An 18,119-nucleotide genomic window follows, 5' to 3' on the forward strand; every position below is an offset into this window, starting at 1 on the left:
TTGTTAGTTACTATTTTGTTTTGAAAGTTCATTGAACTAAATGAATATTTCACTCATTTGTGGTGATGATGCGCTTAGGGGAAACACCCGTTTCCATTCCGAACACGTAGGTTAAGACCTAAGCGGCTGATGGTACTTGTCGGGAGACTGACTGGGAGAGTAAGTGGTTGCCACATTTATGGGGGTTTAGCTCAGTTGGGAGAGCACCTGCCTTGCACGCAGGGGGTCAAGGGTTCGAATCCCTTAATCTCCACTGTCCAAATAATGGACATAATTGTACTAAATGTACTACTTGTACTTTGAAAAACAAATACTACAACAATTATAGATTTGTAAGTTATAGCAATATAACTTGCGCCTAACGATAAATGTACACGCATTGTATAATGCAAAAATGTTTGTCAGGGTGTAAAATCTACAATTTAACCGATATAGTCAGAAATGACTTAAAACATTCTTTGTTTTTATCAGAAATGATAATTAACAAGGCACCAATCATGTGAAAACATGATTAGACCGCTCAATAATGAGCAATAGGTCAAGCTACTAAGAGCGTAGACGTGGATGCCTTGGCACCGAGAGCCGATGAAGGACGTGATAAGCTGCGAAAAGCTACGGGGAGTTGCAAATAAACTTTGATCCGTAGATATCCGAATGGGGAAACCTGACAGAGCAAACCTCTGTCATCCTATAGCCAATCCATAACTATAGGAAGGGAACGAAGGGAACTGAAACATCTAAGTACCTTCAGGAGGAGAAAGAAACATCGATTTCCTGAGTAGCGGCGAGCGAAAGGGAAACAGGCCAAACCAGATTACTTGTAATCTGGGGTTGAGGACTGCGACATGGCAAGAATGCGGATAGCTGAAGAGTCTGGAAAGTCTCATCAAAGAGGGTGATAATCCCGTAAGCGAAATCCAAGTGAAGCCTAGCAGTATCCAGAGTACCACGAGACACGAGAAACCTTGTGGGAAGCCGGGGGGACCACCCCCCAAGCCTAAATACTCCTCGGTGACCGATAGCGCATAGTACTGTGAAGGAAAGGTGAAAAGAACCCCGGGAGGGGAGTGAAAGAGAACCTGAAACTCTATGTTTACAAGCAGTGGAAGCACCATATGATGTGCAACCGCGTACTTTTTGTAGAACGGTCCGGCGAGTTACTAGCTGTGGCAAGGTTAAGTACCAGGAGGTACGAAGCCGAAGGGAAACCAAGTCTGAATAGGGCGCCAAAATAGTCATTGTTAGTAGACCCGAAACCGGGTGACCTACCCATGTGCAGGATGAAGTTACCGTAAAAGGTAATGGAGGTCCGAACTCACATCTGTTGAAAAAGGTGGAGATGACGTGTGGGTAGCGGAGAAATTCCAATCGAACCCGGAGATAGCTGGTTCTCCTCGAAATAGCTTTAGGGCTAGCGTTGATAGGAGTCTAATGGAGGTAAAGCACTGAATTGCCTAGGGGGCCCACAAGCTTACCGAAGCATATCAAACTAAGAATGCCATCAAGATACCGTCAGCAGTCAGACTACGAGTGATAAGACACGTGGTCAAAAGGAAAACAGTCCAGACCATCAGCTAAGGTCCCCAAGTGTGTGTTAAGTGGAAAAGGATGTGAGATTTCGAAGACAACTAGGATGTTGGCTTAGAAGCAGCCACTCATTCAAAGAGTGCGTAATAGCTCACTAGTCGAGAGATCTTGCGCCGAAAATGTCCGGGGCTAAAACACACCACCGAAGCTATGGAATTCAACTTAGTTGGATTGGTAGAGGAGCGTTGTAACGACGCAGAAGCAGTACCGTAAGGAGCTGTGGAGTAATTACAAGTGAGAATGCCGGAATGAGTAGCGAGATACAAGTGAGAATCTTGTAGGCCGAATATCCAAGGTTTCCAGAGTAAAGCTGATCTGCTCTGGGTAAGTCGGGACCTAAGGCGAGGACGAAAGTCGTAGTCGATGGACAACTGGTTCATATTCCAGTACTACCTATTATCAGAACTGCAGGGACGCAGGAGGGTAGGCAATCCCAGGAATGGTATCCTGGGCCAAGCACAAAGTCGCATTCCCAAGGAAAACCCGGGGAACGAGGATGAAGTGTGATGGGGATCGAAATTAAAGTAGAGAAGTTGCTGAACCCACACTGCCGAGAAAAGCTGCTATTGCGTGATAGGTACCCGTACCGTAAACCGACACAGGTGGATGAGGAGAGAATCCTAAGGCCGACGGGAGAAGCGTTGTTAAGGAACTCGGCAAAATGACCCCGTAACTTAGGGAGAAGGGGTGCCTACTTAGGTAGGCCGCAGAGAATAGGCCCAAGCAACTGTTTAACAAAAACACAGGTCCTTGCTAAACCGAAAGGTGATGTATAAGGGCTGACGCCTGCCCGGTGCTGGAAGGTTAAGGGGAGAGGTTAGTCGTAAGGCGAAGCTTTGAACTTAAGCCCCAGTAAACGGCGGCCGTAACTATAACGGTCCTAAGGTAGCGAAATTCCTTGTCAGGTAAGTTCTGACCCGCACGAAAGGCGTAATGATTTGGGCACTGTCTCGACAGCGCACCCGGTGAAATTGTAGTACCAGTGAAGATGCTGGTTACCCGCGACAGGACGGAAAGACCCCGTGGAGCTTTACTGTAGCTTGATACTGAGGTTGGGTATTACATGTACAGGATAGGAGGGAGACTGAGAAATCTGGACGCCAGTCTAGGTGGAGTCGCCGGTGGGATACCTCTCTTGTAATACTTAACTTCTAACCATGGCCCGTTAGCCGGGTCTGGGACAATGTCAGGTGGACAGTTTGACTGGGGCGGTCACCTCCTAAAGAGTAACGGAGGCGCTCAAAGGTAACCTCAGAATGGTCGGAAACCATTCGAAGAGTGCAAAGGCATAAGGTTGCTTGACTGCGACACCGACGGGTGGAGCAGGTACGAAAGTAGGACTTAGTGATCCGGTGGTATGAAAGTGGGATTGCCATCGCTCAACGGATAAAAGCTACCCCGGGGATAACAGGCTTATCTCCCCCAAGAGTTCACATCGACGGGGAGGTTTGGCACCTCGATGTCGGCTCATCGCATCCTGGAGCTGAAGCAGGTTCCAAGGGTTGGGCTGTTCGCCCATTAAAGCGGTACGCGAGCTGGGTTCAGAACGTCGTGAGACAGTTCGGTCCCTATCCGTCGTGGGCGCAGGAAATTTGAGTGGAGCTGTCCTTAGTACGAGAGGACCGGGATGGACGGACCACTGGTGCATCTGTTGTCATACCAATGGCATAGCAGAGTAGCCAAGTCTGGATCTGATAAACGCTGAAGGCATCTAAGCGTGAAGCAGACCACAAGATAAGATTTCCCATCCGAAAGGAGTAAGACCCCTTAGAGACTATGAGGTAGATAGGTTGGAGCTGTAAGTGTAGTAATACATTAAGGTGACCAATACTAACGGTTCGAGGGTTTGACCTAGATAATGAAGGTTGAATAGTTGTAGTATTTGTTTTTGAGAGTATGAGAAGAGAGCACCCGAAAGGGTGTTTTTTTGCATCTAAAAACATAGAAAGTTTATATGCTATTAAGAACTATTAAAAAATGAAGACAAAGGATAATTAAATAATAGTGAAATCCGTGCTATCATAATAGTAGGAGGAAGAAAATGAAAAGTGAAAATGACTTTAGCCAAGGTAGCGTAGCAAGAAACATAATAGAATTGGCATTACCTATGACAATAGCTCAGCTTATTAATGTTTTATATAATGTGGTGGATCGTATATATATAGGAAGGATTCCTGGAGATGGAAAAGTGGCCTTAACAGGATTAGGACTTACTTTTCCGATTATTACCATTATTACAGCATTTGCTAATTTGATAGGAATGGGAGGAACACCATTGTCTTCTATTGAAAGAGGCAAAGGGAATAATGAGAAAGCAGAAAAAATCATGAGTAATAGTTTTACAATGCTTTTAATTCTAGGAATAGTACTGACTATAGTTGGTCTATTAGTAAAGAAGCCAATTCTTTATTTGTTTGGAGCGAGTGATATAACTTTTCCTTATGCAGACAGTTATATTAGTATCTATTTATTAGGGACTATCTTTGTTATGATGAATTTAGGGCTTAATAGTTATATCAATGCACAGGGTTTCGCAAAAATAGGAATGCTATCAGTAGCATTAGGTGCGGTTATTAATTTAGTTTTGGATCCTATTTTTATTTATATACTTGAAATGGGAGTATCAGGAGCTGCATGGGCGACTGTCATTTCACAATTTTGTTCTTGCATTTGGATTCTTAGATTCTTAACAGGAAAACAAACTATATTAAAACTAAGGAAAAAGGATATGAAGTTAGATAGTAAGATTGTGAAAAGAATTTTAGGGTTAGGGTCTTCTGGTTTTGTTATGGCCATTACAAATAGCAGTGTTCAGGTAGTTTGCAATGCAACGCTATCAGTTTTTGGTGGAGATCTTTATATAGGGGTTATGACCGTTATTAATTCTATAAGAGAAATTGTGATGATGCCTGTGCAGGGAATAACTAGTGGGGCACAACCTGTTATGAGTTATAATTATGGTGCTAAAGCTTACAAAAGAGTGATAACTGGCATCAAGTTTTCAACTATTGTGTGTGTGGTTTATGCAACACTAGCATGGATGATGGTTCATTTCTTTGGTAGTTTTTTTATTAAGATTTTTAACAATGAATCTGATTTGGTAAAGGTTGCTGTACCAGCACTTGCTACATATTTTTTCGGATTTTTTATGATGAGTTTTCAATTTGCTGGGCAATCTACCTTCGTGGCTTTAGGCAAATCAAAACAAGCAGTATTCTTTTCAATCTTTAGAAAGGTTATTATTGTAGTACCTCTTACCATACTATTACCAAGAATGGGATATGGAGTAACGGGGGTATTTATGGCTGAGCCAATTTCTAATTTTATCGGTGGAATAGCATGTTATGTGACAATGTTACTTACAGTAGGAAGAAGATTAAAGATGGAGATGACAAAGGTAAATTAAATAGATTGGCTATATATAATAGAATGAGAAAGTGTCTGATTTTATAAGGAAACTACAAAAGAAAGTAATTTGCATGAAGAATAGGGCTAAATCAGATGAGTATTTAAAAAGAGAAAAGCTCCTTTTGAGAGCGCAATAATTATAAGAAGGTAGGAGATATCTATTTTGGAGATTAAGTAGATACCTCTTATTTTTTGTTTTTAATAATTTCCGAAATGGTATTTACAATTATGAATATTTATCTTATGATATTAAAACATACTAAACATATAAAAATACTATAAAATATATGCCTGTGAAAAGCATGGTAAAGAAACTAAAGGCAATGATATGCGATACTGTAATTATATGTATATGTATATGTATATGTATATTTATATGCCAGGACTATGTTTTATTTTCACGTATATCATTGCAATCCCCAGTTTATAGAGACTATGAAAAGATGTGAAAGTATCAGGTAAATTATACATATACAAATATTAAATTCATGCAGAAATGGCAGAGGAAATAGAAAAAGCTCTAGACATTGATAATATATTGCAAGATTATCTGCTGTAACTGAAACAGTAGAAGAATTCACTAATACCTCAGCATAAATATTAGCAACGAAGAGTGAACTAAGCATACAATAAGAAAAACCAGACAAATAAGAAATTTAAATATAAGAATGTATGAATGGACAAAGATGATAGCTTAGAGAAAAAATAGACAGAGAGGATGAGTAAGATGTCATATAGCTTTAATGAAATTATCCCAAGGAAGGGAACTAATTCTTTAAAATATGATTTTACTGAAGAGAGGGGAAAACCAAAGGATATCTTACCATTATGGATAGCTGATATGGACTTTAAAGTGCCTGAGGTGGTTTCTAAGAGGCTAAATGAGTTAGCAGCGCATGGTATTTTTGGATATAGTGAAGTGGGTACATCCTATTTTGAAGCAGTTTCTAATTGGATGGCGACTTATCATAACTGGAAGGTCAAAGAAGAATGGCTAATCAAGGCACCAGGAGTAGTATTTGCTATTGCTATGGCAATTAGAGCCTTAACCAAAGAAGGTGACAGTATACTAATTCAACAACCTGTTTATCATCCTTTTAGTAAGATGATTTTAAATAATGATAGAAAGTTAGTGAGTAATACGCTCATTTATCAAGATGGAAGATACTCTATTGACTTCGATGACTTTGAAAAAAAGATTGTAGAACATCAGGTTAAGCTTTTCATTCTTTGCAATCCACATAACCCAGTAGGAAGAGTATGGACGAAAGAGGAACTTATCAAACTAGGAGATATTTGCTTAAAGCATCAAATTCTTGTGGTAAGTGATGAGATTCATCAAGATTTTATTTATCAAGGCTATAAACATGAAGTATTTATGAATCTAAATAAGGCGTATGAAGAGATTACGATTACTTGTACAGCCCCGAGTAAAACTTTTAATTTAGCAGGCCTTCAAGTATCTAATATTTTTATTGCAAATGCAAGTGTTAGACGGAAGGTAAGAAAAGAAATTGCTAGAATAGGTTATAGTCAATTAAATAGTGCCGGGTTAGTAGCTTGTGAAGCAGCTTATACAGAAGGGCGAGAGTGGCTTGAGGCACTTAAAACTTATCTTATGGGAAACCTTGAATATTTAAGGAAATTCATAGAGACAAAATTACCAGAAATTAAGTTAGTAGAACCAGAAGGAACATACTTAGTATGGTTAGATTTTAATGCATTAGGGTTAAAGGAAGAAGCTCTAGAAGAGTTCATTGTAAAGAAAGCAAATTTATGGCTAAATAGTGGTTCAACTTTTGGAGAGTCAGGACAAGGATTTGAGAGGATTAATATTGCTTGTCCTAGAGAGATTCTAAATCAAGCTTTAGAGCAGTTATGGACAAGTATTAAGGCATTAAGAGTATAAGAAATAATAAGATTATAGATATATAGAACAAAAAACAATAAAAGATAATAAAAGTAAATTAAAAAGTTAAATAGTAAAAGGAAAAGAGAAACAAAAAGAAGATTAAAGTGTTTCCAGTCAAGTAGACAGGTAAAATAATAAAGAATATATTAGTTCCAACCTTATTATTAGGGTTGGAATTTTTTACGCTATACATGTTGTAGATTAGTAGTCCATTTCATCCAACTGGAAAAATAATGATGAATATGGGATAATAGGTGCATAAGTATTCTGAATTTATAAGAAAGAAGCGAAGAAGAGATGAGAGATGAGAGATAAAGTAGAAAAATATATTGATATTCATTATGCTTATGAATTTGCAAAAAAATTAGAGACCTATAAATGTAATACAAAACTTGGTTTTAGGACAGCTGGATCTAGGGCAGAAATCTTAACAGGGCAGCTCATTTATAAAGAGATGCAGCAAATTGGATTAGAGCATATTACTAAGGATGAAATTACTGTAGATAGTTGGGAATTCCAAAAGGCGCAATTGAGTTTTGAGGACTTAGATGGTCAGAGTTATCAATTTGAGTTAGGAGCTTATCAAACGCAGTTTCAAACTGAAGGACCACAAAAATTCTCCATGGTTTATTTAGAAAAGGGGACAGCTGAGGATTATAAAGGTGTTGATGTAAAAGGAAAGTTAGTGTTAGTAGATATTAATCAAAGAGATGAATGGTGGATTAATTTTCCGGTTTATGAAGCTTATTTAAAAGGGGCAGCAGCTTTAATTGCAGTACAAGCAAGTGGATATGGTGAGATAGATCAAACAGCACTTAATGCACAAGATATAGCTGGGCCCAGTGAAGCGGTGGCTTTTTCTATTTCACAAAGAGATGCCTATTATTTAAAAGAGGCATTAAAGGTTAGGTCGGAAATAGAGGTTACCTTTGATGCTATTTCTATTGTAAAGCCCAATCAAAAGACATATAACATCGTAGGAAAGATACAGGGGACAGACTCTGATGCTATGATTTTGCTTTCAGCACATTATGATTCTTATTTTGAAGGTTTTCAAGATGATAATGTGGCAGTGGCTATGATTCTGGGCATTGCAAAGGCAATAAAGCAAAGTGGTTATAGGCCAAAGCGTACACTTGTTTTTACCGCTATGGCTGCAGAAGAGTGGGGACTTATTAATTCTAAGTATGACTGGTCTACAGGAGCTTATGAAGAAGTCTTCCATGTACACCCTGATTGGAAAGGAAAAGTAATTGCAGATTTGAATTTTGAATTACCTGCTCATGCCCATGGAAAGAAGGATAAAGTACGTTGTGTTTATGAGTATGCAGAGTTTATTGATGCATTTATTAAAGAAATAAGAGTTCCTGAGGAAGCCTATCCGGAAGGGATTGAAGTGATCTATCCTATTGAAACATGGTCAGATGATTTTTCTATTGCCATAGCAGGAATTCCATCTATGGTGAATGATTTTAGTAGTGGTAGCTTTATGGAGACACACTATCACTCACAGTTTGATAACAAAGATTTTTACAATGAGGCAGTCTATACATTCCATCATAAGTTTTATACTAAGTTAGTTATGGCATTAGATCAGACAGCAGTTGTACCACTAAACTTTATGAGATTATTTGAAGAAATGGGGAGAAGTCTCTGTTCCATAGATCAATCATTAATGGATATAAAGGCAATTAATAACTTACTCAATCAGCTAAAAGGATTGAGTAAACAGCTTTATGCCTATGTGCAGCGTGTAAATAAGCAATATTTGACCTATTTAATGCAGGAGAATACTGAAAAAGCGGCGGAGATATATAGGGATTATCGTTGGTTAGAAAAACAGTTATTAGCCGGTTTTGCTAGAGAACAGGACGAACTTGTAAGACTTAATTGGCATGATGAGGTATACTTTCCACATGAAATAATCATTAAGAATTTACAGTGTATAAAGAAAGCTATTTTAGCTTTAGAGGAAAAAGAGATTATAGAAGCATTATCTTCAATTTATCAAATTGATAATAACAAATATGCCTTTTTATTTGAAAAACAAGTCTATGAATATTTTACAGACTATGTGCTTTGTCAACCTATAGATAGAGTAAAGTGGGGAGCTGGAAGGATTATTGGGCATGAGGATTTATTTGATATTGTTCATAGCCTTAAAGCAAAAATAAAAATACGACAACCTAATGTAGAGAATGAAATAAGGCAGTTAGAAGAAGTCTATGAAAGACAACAGAATTTATTAGATGATATATTAAAAGATGAGAAGTTTTTTTTAGAGACATTTTATAGCTATATGGAAGAAATGCTTAATAAGCTAGATAGAGATAGACTATAACTAGCTTATGGAATGACTAAATAAAGTATGTGAACCTGTAAGTAGCTCAAAAGTATATCTAATTGATAAGAAAGCCATTAAATTCTAGCTTTTGATTAAGAGTGGATAAATACCAATATTTAATATCTGAGGAGAGGCATCGCATGTCATTGAATGAAATCTTAATGTTTATTATGGGAATTGGCGTTATAATTGGAGCGGTTGATTCTATTCTGGGTAATAAGTGGGGATTAGGTGCAAAATTTGAAGAGGGTTTTATGTGCTTAGGACCGACTGCTTTAAGTATGGTGGGAATTATTTGCTTATCCCCCTTTCTGGCAGAAGTATTAAAGCCAGTTATTATACCTACTTTTCACTTGTTAGGTGCAGATCCAGCTATGTTTGCTAGTATTTTGGCTATTGATATGGGAGGTTATCCATTAGCAATGGCACTAGCAGAGAATCCACAAATAGGACAGTTTTCGGGACTTATTGTTTCAACTATGTTGGGGGCGACAATTGTTTTTACTATTCCTGTAGGATTAGGTTTGATTCCAAAGCAAGATCATACCTATTTTGCTAAAGGGTTATTAATAGGTTTAGTTCCTATTCCTTTTGGAAGCATTATAGGTGGTATTTTAATGGGACTACCTATAAAAGTTGTTATCATTAATAGTATCCCTATTTTACTCATTGCACTGTGTTTAATGCTAGGTCTTATTTTTAAGCAAAAGCAGATGGTAAAAGGTTTTAGCTATTTTGGAAAAGGTATAAAAATGATTACTACCATAGGACTGGGTTTAGCAGCATTTACATATTTAACCGATATAGAGGTTATTCCTAATATGCCAAGTATTATGAGTTGTATGGAGACAGTATCAGGTATTTGTATTGTACTTTTAGGAAGTTTACCACTGATGACACTTATTTTAAATTTACTTAAGAAGCCTTTTGAAAAGTTAGGTGAATTACTTGGATTAAATGCATCTTCTATTGGTGGAATTTTATTCTCTTGTATTAGTGTGTTGCCGGTATTTAAACTTTTTCCAGAGATGAATGAAAGAGGAAAAGTAGTAACTACAGCGTTTTTTGTAAGCGGTATTGCGGTATTTGCTGCGCATCTGGGTTATACAGCTGATGTGGCTCCTGATATGTTATTACCGATGATTATAGCAAAATTAAGTAGTGGTTTTATAGCTATTATATTGGCAGTGCTTATGACAAAAGCAGAGGATAACTTATAAAATAAGCATAAATGTTGCCAACAGAGATTGAATAACAAAAGTACTTATTAAGTAGAAGGTGGGGTGAAAAGCATAGGTTTTAGTGAGCGAGATGATTTAGTTTATAGAAATAAGAGTATAAATGATGAGAATATTTAACTTTGCAATAAACACATGATTAGTAGAAAGAAGCCTTGAGGTATAGCTTATAGAGATGACTTTATAAGCTTAAAACTCAAGGCTTCTTTTTATATAAAGTTGATATAAGATAGGCTTTAGTTAGATACTATTTTTAACACCTTGAAACGGTGAGAGTTAATTTTAAAATTAAAGGTATTTTTACTATTTACCATATCACCAGTAATGAAGCTATTACTATCCAAGTCTTGTAGTTTACAGCAGTTATTATCAATTATCAAGGAATACTCACCTACATGGTCCGTGAAGTTATAAAGGATAATCGTTTCATTATCATAAAGGAATACACTAAAAGGAGCAGGTCCATTAACTTCAAGTTTAAAATCTTTAAGGCATAATTTCCTTATATAATTTAATACATCTTGAGGGAGCTTTTCTAAGCTACCGTATTCATCAGGTATGTTTAAAACATACACTTGGCTATTGTGATAGTTGGTTTGTAGAAGAATAGGGTAACTTTTATTATTAGTAAGTGCTGCAATTGTATTTTGAGTATCGTTTGTAGCAAACTCAAGTATTGGGAAAGTAATAGGTTCTGGGCTTGTAGCATAGTGATTATAAGCACAACTATACCAGCCAACACCAAAATGATTAGAACTTATTTTAGAATCAGTGACTTTAATATCTATTAATTCATCTAATCCTTTTTGGGCCATGGCCTTTACGAAGCCAGAGGTAAGAATAAGTGTATGCTTTCCTTTTAAGTAGTCTTTTAGCTTACTGATAATATGTTTGTCACAAGCAGCAGATGCTGTTAGGAAAAGTGTATTTGCCTCCATAGGAAAATATGGAGTAGGCTCGAGAGGAATGCCTAACATACCTAAAGAACCGTGAAGGTAATTTTCACTAGAAGAGTGGAAAGGTTTGTAAGTAGCTACACCTATAGGTGATCCTAGCATAGGCATAAGTCTATCAACATGTTCAAAAACATAGCCAAGAACAGGAACAGATATAAGATCTTCTCTAATAAGCGTACCTAGAGAATAAATAGTTGCTTCTTTAGCCTTACTAAGCAATGTCAGATAAGCTTGTTCGGCTACACTATTTAAGTTATAGCTACAGTCTAATGTATCAAACCATCCCCCCATATTGCCATTTGGTCTGGTATTTTCTAAATAGCGCATTGTAAAGTAAGAAGAATAGCGTTGTAAATTTTGTTGCGTATGAAGAGGGTCTCTGGTTTCAGTACCTGTATAAATACCATCAAATAGGGTAGAGCCCATTTCTAGATTATAACCAGATTGTTGATATTCGTCATACCAGTTAGGATATTTAATAATCACTTGTACATTAGGATTAACGGCTTTAGATTCTTTGATAACAACTTCTTCTGAGACTTTTTTCAGAAGCTGCGTACGATACTCTGCCCAAGATAAATCTTTTTTTCCTTTAATACAAAGCTCACATTTACAGTGAGTAAAGAAAAAATCATCGATGACGTAGCTATCAAAAAGCTCAGCCGTATATCGTACAATAGCTTTAATATCTTCTAAATCTTTAGGATTGGAGTAGCAATAGGTGGTAAATAAATCAGAGTCATGATTTGTAGGAGTAGTGGTTAAAGTAATTCCTCCAGCTGTTTCAATATTATTTTTTTTGCACAAATCCTTCATTCTTATAAGTGTTTCTTTTGAAACATATTTGCCACCACGATGAGTTTCTAGATAGATTTTTGCAATAGGCGCATGAGCAGTAATCCAGTTAAGTTTTTCATCTAAAAAATCCCACAGATTATGTTGGCTAATATAATTAATTTCAGGTTCATTAAAAAAGATTGCAGTTGAAAAATTCATAGTATTCATTTTAGCACGCTCCTTTGTAATATAGGTCTTAGATTAATAGGTGTAGATAAACCAATTGCAAATATAGTTTATGTATATAGGGATTTTACTTGGAGTGATCGAAAAGATTGAAAATGATTACATAAAATAGTTTATCTACAATCTATGATAGGGTATTTTATGTATAGAATACATAGAGAATATTATAAAGATAGACCTGTAAAAACTAAAACAATATCAAGATAAAATAGTAAAGATTGAAATAATACTTTTTGACTTAAATAGTACTTTACACATATAATTAGGAGAAGAATGGGTGAAAAGGTAATTTATTAAAGGGGCGATAAGATGGAAAAATATATTATTGCAATGGACCAAGGAACAACGAGTTCAAGAGCTATTATTTTTGATAAACAGCAACATATAATAGGAAGTAGCCAAAAGGAATTTACACAAATTTATCCTAAGGAAGGCTGGGTGGAACATGATCCAATGGAGATATGGGCTTCTCAGTACGGTGTACTTCAAGAGGTAATGGCAAAGAACAATTTAACACAGGAAAATATTGCCGCCATAGGCATTACTAATCAAAGAGAAACTACAATCATTTGGGACAAAGCAACTGGAGTACCTATTTACAATGCAATTGTATGGCAATGTAGAAGAACAGCTGACTTTTGTGAAGAACTCAAAGCAAAGGGGTGGGAAGACTACATCAAGAAAAACACAGGACTCGTTTTAGATGCCTATTTCTCAGCTACTAAAATTAAGTGGATTTTGGATCATGTAGAAGGTGCCAGAGAAAGAGCTAACAAGGGAGAGTTACTTTTTGGAACGGTAGATACTTGGCTTATTTGGAAATTAACCAATGGAAAAGTACATGTAACAGATTATACGAATGCATCTAGAACCATGATTTTTAATATTAATACATTGGAATGGGATCAAACATTATTAGACCTACTTGATATTCCAAAATGCATTTTGCCAGAAGTGAAAAATTCTTCTGAAGTATATGGGTATGCTAATCTAGGAACAAAAGGTGGGATACGTGTTCCTATAGGAGGCGTTGCTGGTGATCAACAAGCTGCTTTATTTGGACAAGGCTGCTTTGATAAAGGCGATGTAAAAAATACTTATGGAACAGGTTGCTTTGTACTCATGAATACAGGTGATGAGCTAGTAAAAAGTAAAAATGGACTTTTAACAACTATTGCTATTGGATTAGATGGACAAGTACAATATGCACTTGAAGGTTCTGTATTTGTAGGTGGAGCAGTAGTACAGTGGCTTAGAGATGAACTACGATTAGTGAATGACTCTTCCGACACAGATTATTTTGCAAGTAAGGTAAAAGATAGTGGAGGCGTCTATGTAGTACCTGCCTTTGTGGGATTGGGGGCACCTTATTGGGATATGTATGCCAGAGGTGGCATTGTTGGATTAACCAGAGGTACTAATAGAAATCATATTATAAGGGCATCTCTTGAGTCTATAGGTTATCAATGTAGGGATGTCATTGATGCAATGATAGAAGATGTAGGACATAAGCTAACTTCTATTAAAGTAGATGGTGGAGCCAGCAAGAATAATTTCCTTATGCAGTTTCAAGCAGATATTATAGGAGCAGAAGTAGTGAGACCTAAGGTCGTTGAAACAACAGCACTTGGAGCAGCTTATTTGGCAGGCTTAGCTGTAGGCTATTGGAAAGATAAGCGTGAGATTTTAGAAGAATGGAGAGTGGATTGTACTTTTACACCAAGCTTAGAAGAAGAGAAAAGAGATAAGGCATATAGAGGCTGGAAAAGAGCCGTTAAGCGTTGTATGGCGTGGGAGATGGAAGATCAATTAGAACAATAGCATATAACAGTTAAAATAAAGCACAAAAAGATATCTTTTTGTGCTTTTTATTATACAGAAAGAGGGCATTAGTATTACTTTTATGATATGCTATTGTCATATATATCTTGAGATAATAAGAGTAAAGGGGAGTTTTATGGGAGACTTAAAACAAATGATATCAAGAAAGCAAGCTAGGCAGTTTCTTATCAACTATCACAACTTAAATGATAGTCAAGGTTACGTAGGAATGGCAGGAATAGTTGCTTATTTTAAGCAGGTAGGTAGTATTCAATATGATCCATTAAATGTAGTAGGAAGAAATGCAGACTTAGTATTACAGTCTAGGGTAAAAGATTATAAACCGGAAATGCTACAAGAACTTTTATATACACAACATAAGCTAGTGGATGGGTTTGACAAAGAAATGTGTATCTACTTGGCAGAAGATTTTAATAGATTTAACAGAGTAAGAATTGCTCAAAGTGAGAGCACGAAAAATACATTGAATTATCGTAATCAACTTGGTGCACTTGATATATTAGATGAAATTAGGGAATGCATTATCACAAAAGGGAGGATAGGATCAAAGGATATCTCTATTGGTGAAAATAGAGAAAGTCGTTGGGGGCATAAGAAACTTTCAAGTGCAGCACTTGATTATCTGTATAATATAGGTGAGTTATGCGTAGCTGATAAAATAGGGACTCAAAAAATATATGATTTTACAGCTCATGTTTTAAACGAGAAAGACTTACAGATAGAAGATTTTAAAAATGAAGAGGAATTTCTAGAGTGGTATGTAAAACGCAGAGTATGCAGTGTTGGTTTATTGTGGGATAAAAGAGGAGGAGCTTGGCAAGGACAGTTTTTGTCAGAGAAGAAGCTTAGGGAAAGAATATTACAGGAGTTAGTTGAAAAGGGAGAAATAGTACAGTTATCAGTAGAGGATATAAAAGAGCCATTTTATGTAGCAAAAGATCATATACGATTTTTTGATGCTGATGATAGTAAATGTAAGGTGAAATTTTTAGCACCCCTTGATAATTTGCTATGGGATAGAGAGATGATTTCTCAACTATTTGATTTCGACTATCGTTGGGAGGTATATACTCCTATAGAAAAAAGAAAATATGGTTATTATGTTTTACCCGTTTTATATGGAGATAGAATGATTGCTAGATTTGAACCCGAAAAGGTAAGGAGAAATACACCATTAACTATTAAAAATTGGTGGTGGGAATCAGGAGTGACTATTACAAGTGAGATGTTAGAGGCAATTGACAGCAGTATAAAAGAGTTTGCAAATTACCTAGAGGTTCCTGCTCCTGTAAGCTTACCTATATAGCTTAGCTCCCTATCAGATATTTACTTAAACTTATTCAAATAAAGCATAGTAACATAGTGAGAGGGGATAGTTATGAATGAACGACCCAATTTATCAAAAAATATAAATAGTGATCAATTTAGAGACTTTTATTATCTGAAACAGGAGCTAGTATCCTTTTGTCGTGCAGAAAAGCTTTCGACAACTGGAGGAAAGCAAGAGTTAACAGAACGTATTGCACATTATTTAGAGACAGGTGAAAAGAAGAGAGCAATACCAGCGAATAAAACAACAATTGATATAGGAGATATAACCAAAAATAGCATAATTGAGAATAATTTTAGATGTTCTGAAAAACATAGAGCGTTTTTTAAGGAAACAATAGGAAAATCATTTTCCTTTAATGTAATATTTCAGAAATGGTTAAAGTCAAATAGTGGAAAAACTTATCAGGAAGCTATAGAAGTCTATTATCAAATAGTAGAAGAGAAGAAACAAGGGTTAACCAAGATAGATAAACAGTTTGAATATAATACTTATATTAGAGATTTCTTTGCTGATAATGAAAGCAAGACTCTTGAAGATGCTATTAAGTGTTGGAAGTATAAAAAGAGTATTCAAGGACATAACAGGTATGAGAAGAAAGATTTAAAAGCATTGACACAATAGAAGATAACAAAAAGTCGTCTAAAATTGGACGGCTTTTATTATGTTATAAAATTGTATGGATACAAAATAAAATACAATAGTGAATAATCTAAATAAATGTTTTCATATACTATCATTTATGCTAACATACCTTTAATTTCCGGAAGAAATAAAACAATTGTATCGGTACAAAAATGTAAGAAGGAGAATGGATATGAGTGATAGATTAGAGCTTAATAAGAATTTAGCCCAAATGCTAAAGGGCGGCGTTATTATGGATGTTGTTAATGCTAAGGAAGCTATTATTGCAGAGAAAGCTGGAGCTGTAGCGGTTATGGCTTTAGAAAGAGTCCCTTCAGATATTCGTAAACATGGTGGAGTTGCCAGAATGTCTGATCCTAAGATGATTAAGGAGATTCAAGCTGCTGTTAGTATTCCAGTTATGGCGAAAGTGCGTATTGGACATTTTGTAGAAGCACAAATTTTAGAGTGTTTAGAGATTGATTATATTGATGAAAGTGAAGTATTAACACCTGCAGATGAAGATTATCACATTAATAAGCATGATTTTAAAGTGCCTTTTGTATGCGGTGCACGTAACTTAGGAGAAGCACTTCGTCGTATTGGAGAAGGCGCCTCTATGATTCGTACAAAGGGAGAAGCAGGGACAGGAAATGTCGTTGAAGCTGTTAGACATATGCGTACCATGAATAGAGATATCGCAAGAGTTGTAGGAGCTACCAAAGAAGAACTAATGACTATTGCCAAAGAATTAGGTGCACCTTATGAACTTATTTTAACCATTAAAGAAACTGGTAAATTGCCAGTAGTTAACTTTGCAGCAGGTGGAATAGCTACACCAGCAGATGCAGCACTTATGATGCAATTAGGTGCAGATGGTGTGTTCGTAGGGTCTGGTATTTTTAAATCTGAGAATCCACAGAAAAGAGCAGAAGCCATTGTTAAAGCAACAACTTACTACAATGATCCAAATGTATTAGCTGAGGTATCAGAAGAATTAGGTGAAGCCATGGATTCATTAGATATAAGACAGTTAGATGACAAGCAGCTTTATGCATCAAGGGGATGGTAGAATGAAATATATTGGTGTATTAGGCTTACAAGGTGGTGTAGAAGAACACCATCATCTTTTAGCTCAGCTACCAGAAGTAAAAAGTATTGATGTTAAGTATATCAGCCAATTAGAGGAAATAGATGGTTTAATTATTCCTGGTGGTGAAAGTACGACACTAGGTAGATTGCTTAGAGTCTTTAATATGCTGGAACCTTTAAAACAAAAGGTTCTAGCAGGTTTGCCAGTATGGGGGACTTGTGCAGGTATGATTCTATTAGCCAAAGAAATAGAAGAAGAAACTACTAAGCATCTAGAAGTCATGGATATTACGGTTAGACGTAATGCATATGGAAGACAGTTAGGAAGCTTTGAAACAATGCAGCAGGTTAATGCTGTGGAGAAAGCTATTCCTCTTGTTTTTATTAGAGCACCATTAGTAAGTAAAATAGGAGAACAGGTAGGAATTTTAGCGGAAGTAAGAGGAGAAATAGTGGCATGCAAAGAAAAAAATATGCTGGCGACTTCCTTTCACCCAGAATTAACGACTGATACGAGCTTTCACCATTATTTTGTAAAAGATTTATGCTAAAAGAAATTACAGTTATAAATGTATATCTAGACGTTTATAATTTCAGTTAAAATATAAATGATATGATAATATTTTTTAGGCATGATCTTGAAGAAAATCAGGAGAAAGATTTTATAGATGAAAACCAGAAAAGGAACCCTGAGAGAAAGCTAAAATATATTAAAAAAATAGAATGAAAAGATACCTGTCCTTAAGAAATAACAAACTTGCAA

10 protein-coding genes, 1 tRNA gene and 2 rRNA genes are annotated in these 18,119 nt (G+C 36.2%); 12 read left to right on the forward strand and 1 reads right to left on the reverse strand.

Annotation, left to right across the window (positions count from 1 at the left end; all coding sequences use genetic code 11):
• Nucleotides 1–58: 58 nt before the first annotated feature.
• The 7 genes from rrf (at nucleotide 59) to CLOLE_RS02600 (ending at nucleotide 10,471) form a co-directional block, all read left to right on the forward strand.
• Nucleotides 59–176, forward strand: a 5S ribosomal RNA gene (rrf, locus tag CLOLE_RS02570).
• Between the two features lie 4 nt (nucleotides 177–180).
• A tRNA-Ala gene (locus CLOLE_RS02575) sits at nucleotides 181–253 on the forward strand.
• A gap of 283 nt (nucleotides 254–536) precedes the next feature.
• A 23S ribosomal RNA gene (locus CLOLE_RS02580) occupies nucleotides 537–3,441 on the forward strand.
• A gap of 187 nt (nucleotides 3,442–3,628) precedes the next feature.
• Nucleotides 3,629–4,993 (forward strand): MATE family efflux transporter, encoded by a 1,365-nt coding sequence (locus CLOLE_RS02585; protein ID WP_013655511.1) that lies wholly within the window; start codon nucleotides 3,629–3,631, stop codon nucleotides 4,991–4,993.
• 729 nt (nucleotides 4,994–5,722) lie between these two features.
• Nucleotides 5,723–6,904 (forward strand): MalY/PatB family protein, encoded by a 1,182-nt coding sequence (locus CLOLE_RS02590; RefSeq protein ID WP_013655512.1) that lies wholly within the window; start codon nucleotides 5,723–5,725, stop codon nucleotides 6,902–6,904.
• 307 nt (nucleotides 6,905–7,211) lie between these two features.
• Nucleotides 7,212–9,248, forward strand: a complete 2,037-nt coding sequence (locus CLOLE_RS02595) for a M28 family peptidase (RefSeq protein WP_013655513.1) — start codon at nucleotides 7,212–7,214, stop codon at nucleotides 9,246–9,248.
• 143 nt (nucleotides 9,249–9,391) lie between these two features.
• The gene (locus tag CLOLE_RS02600; RefSeq protein ID WP_013655514.1) at nucleotides 9,392–10,471 is read left to right on the forward strand and encodes an ethanolamine utilization protein EutH; all 1,080 of its coding nucleotides are present in this window, start codon (nucleotides 9,392–9,394) and stop codon (nucleotides 10,469–10,471) included.
• A 254-nt stretch (nucleotides 10,472–10,725) separates the two neighbouring features.
• On the opposite strand, the gene CLOLE_RS02605 is transcribed toward CLOLE_RS02600, so the two are convergent.
• Nucleotides 10,726–12,450: a hypothetical protein gene (locus CLOLE_RS02605; protein ID WP_013655515.1), complete on the reverse strand. Its 1,725-nt coding sequence runs from the start codon at nucleotides 12,448–12,450 to the stop codon at nucleotides 10,726–10,728.
• Nucleotides 12,451–12,777: 327 nt separating this feature from the next.
• Here CLOLE_RS02605 and glpK point away from each other — a divergent pair, with 327 nt between their 5' ends.
• The 5 genes from glpK (at nucleotide 12,778) to pdxT (ending at nucleotide 17,907) form a co-directional block, all read left to right on the forward strand.
• Nucleotides 12,778–14,289 carry a glycerol kinase GlpK gene (gene glpK, locus CLOLE_RS02610; RefSeq protein WP_013655516.1) on the forward strand — a complete coding sequence of 504 codons (1,512 nt, stop codon included), beginning with the start codon at nucleotides 12,778–12,780 and terminating at the stop codon, nucleotides 14,287–14,289.
• Between the two features lie 136 nt (nucleotides 14,290–14,425).
• Nucleotides 14,426–15,616 carry a DNA glycosylase AlkZ-like family protein gene (locus CLOLE_RS02615; protein ID WP_013655517.1) on the forward strand — a complete coding sequence of 397 codons (1,191 nt, stop codon included), beginning with the start codon at nucleotides 14,426–14,428 and terminating at the stop codon, nucleotides 15,614–15,616.
• A gap of 72 nt (nucleotides 15,617–15,688) precedes the next feature.
• Complete coding sequence (locus CLOLE_RS02620) at nucleotides 15,689–16,264, forward strand: DUF6434 domain-containing protein (protein ID WP_013655518.1); 576 nt, start codon at nucleotides 15,689–15,691, stop codon at nucleotides 16,262–16,264.
• Between the two features lie 193 nt (nucleotides 16,265–16,457).
• A complete protein-coding gene (gene pdxS, locus CLOLE_RS02625; protein WP_013655519.1) occupies nucleotides 16,458–17,336 on the forward strand; it encodes a pyridoxal 5'-phosphate synthase lyase subunit PdxS in 879 nt (292 codons plus the stop codon).
• A 1-nt stretch (nucleotide 17,337) separates the two neighbouring features.
• On the forward strand, nucleotides 17,338–17,907 hold the full coding sequence (pdxT, locus tag CLOLE_RS02630; RefSeq protein ID WP_041712880.1) for a pyridoxal 5'-phosphate synthase glutaminase subunit PdxT: 570 nt from the start codon (nucleotides 17,338–17,340) through the stop codon (nucleotides 17,905–17,907).
• The last annotated feature ends 212 nt before the right edge of the window (nucleotides 17,908–18,119 follow it).

This window comes from Cellulosilyticum lentocellum DSM 5427 (genome assembly GCF_000178835.2).
Lineage (GTDB): Bacteria > Bacillota > Clostridia > Lachnospirales > Cellulosilyticaceae > Cellulosilyticum > Cellulosilyticum lentocellum.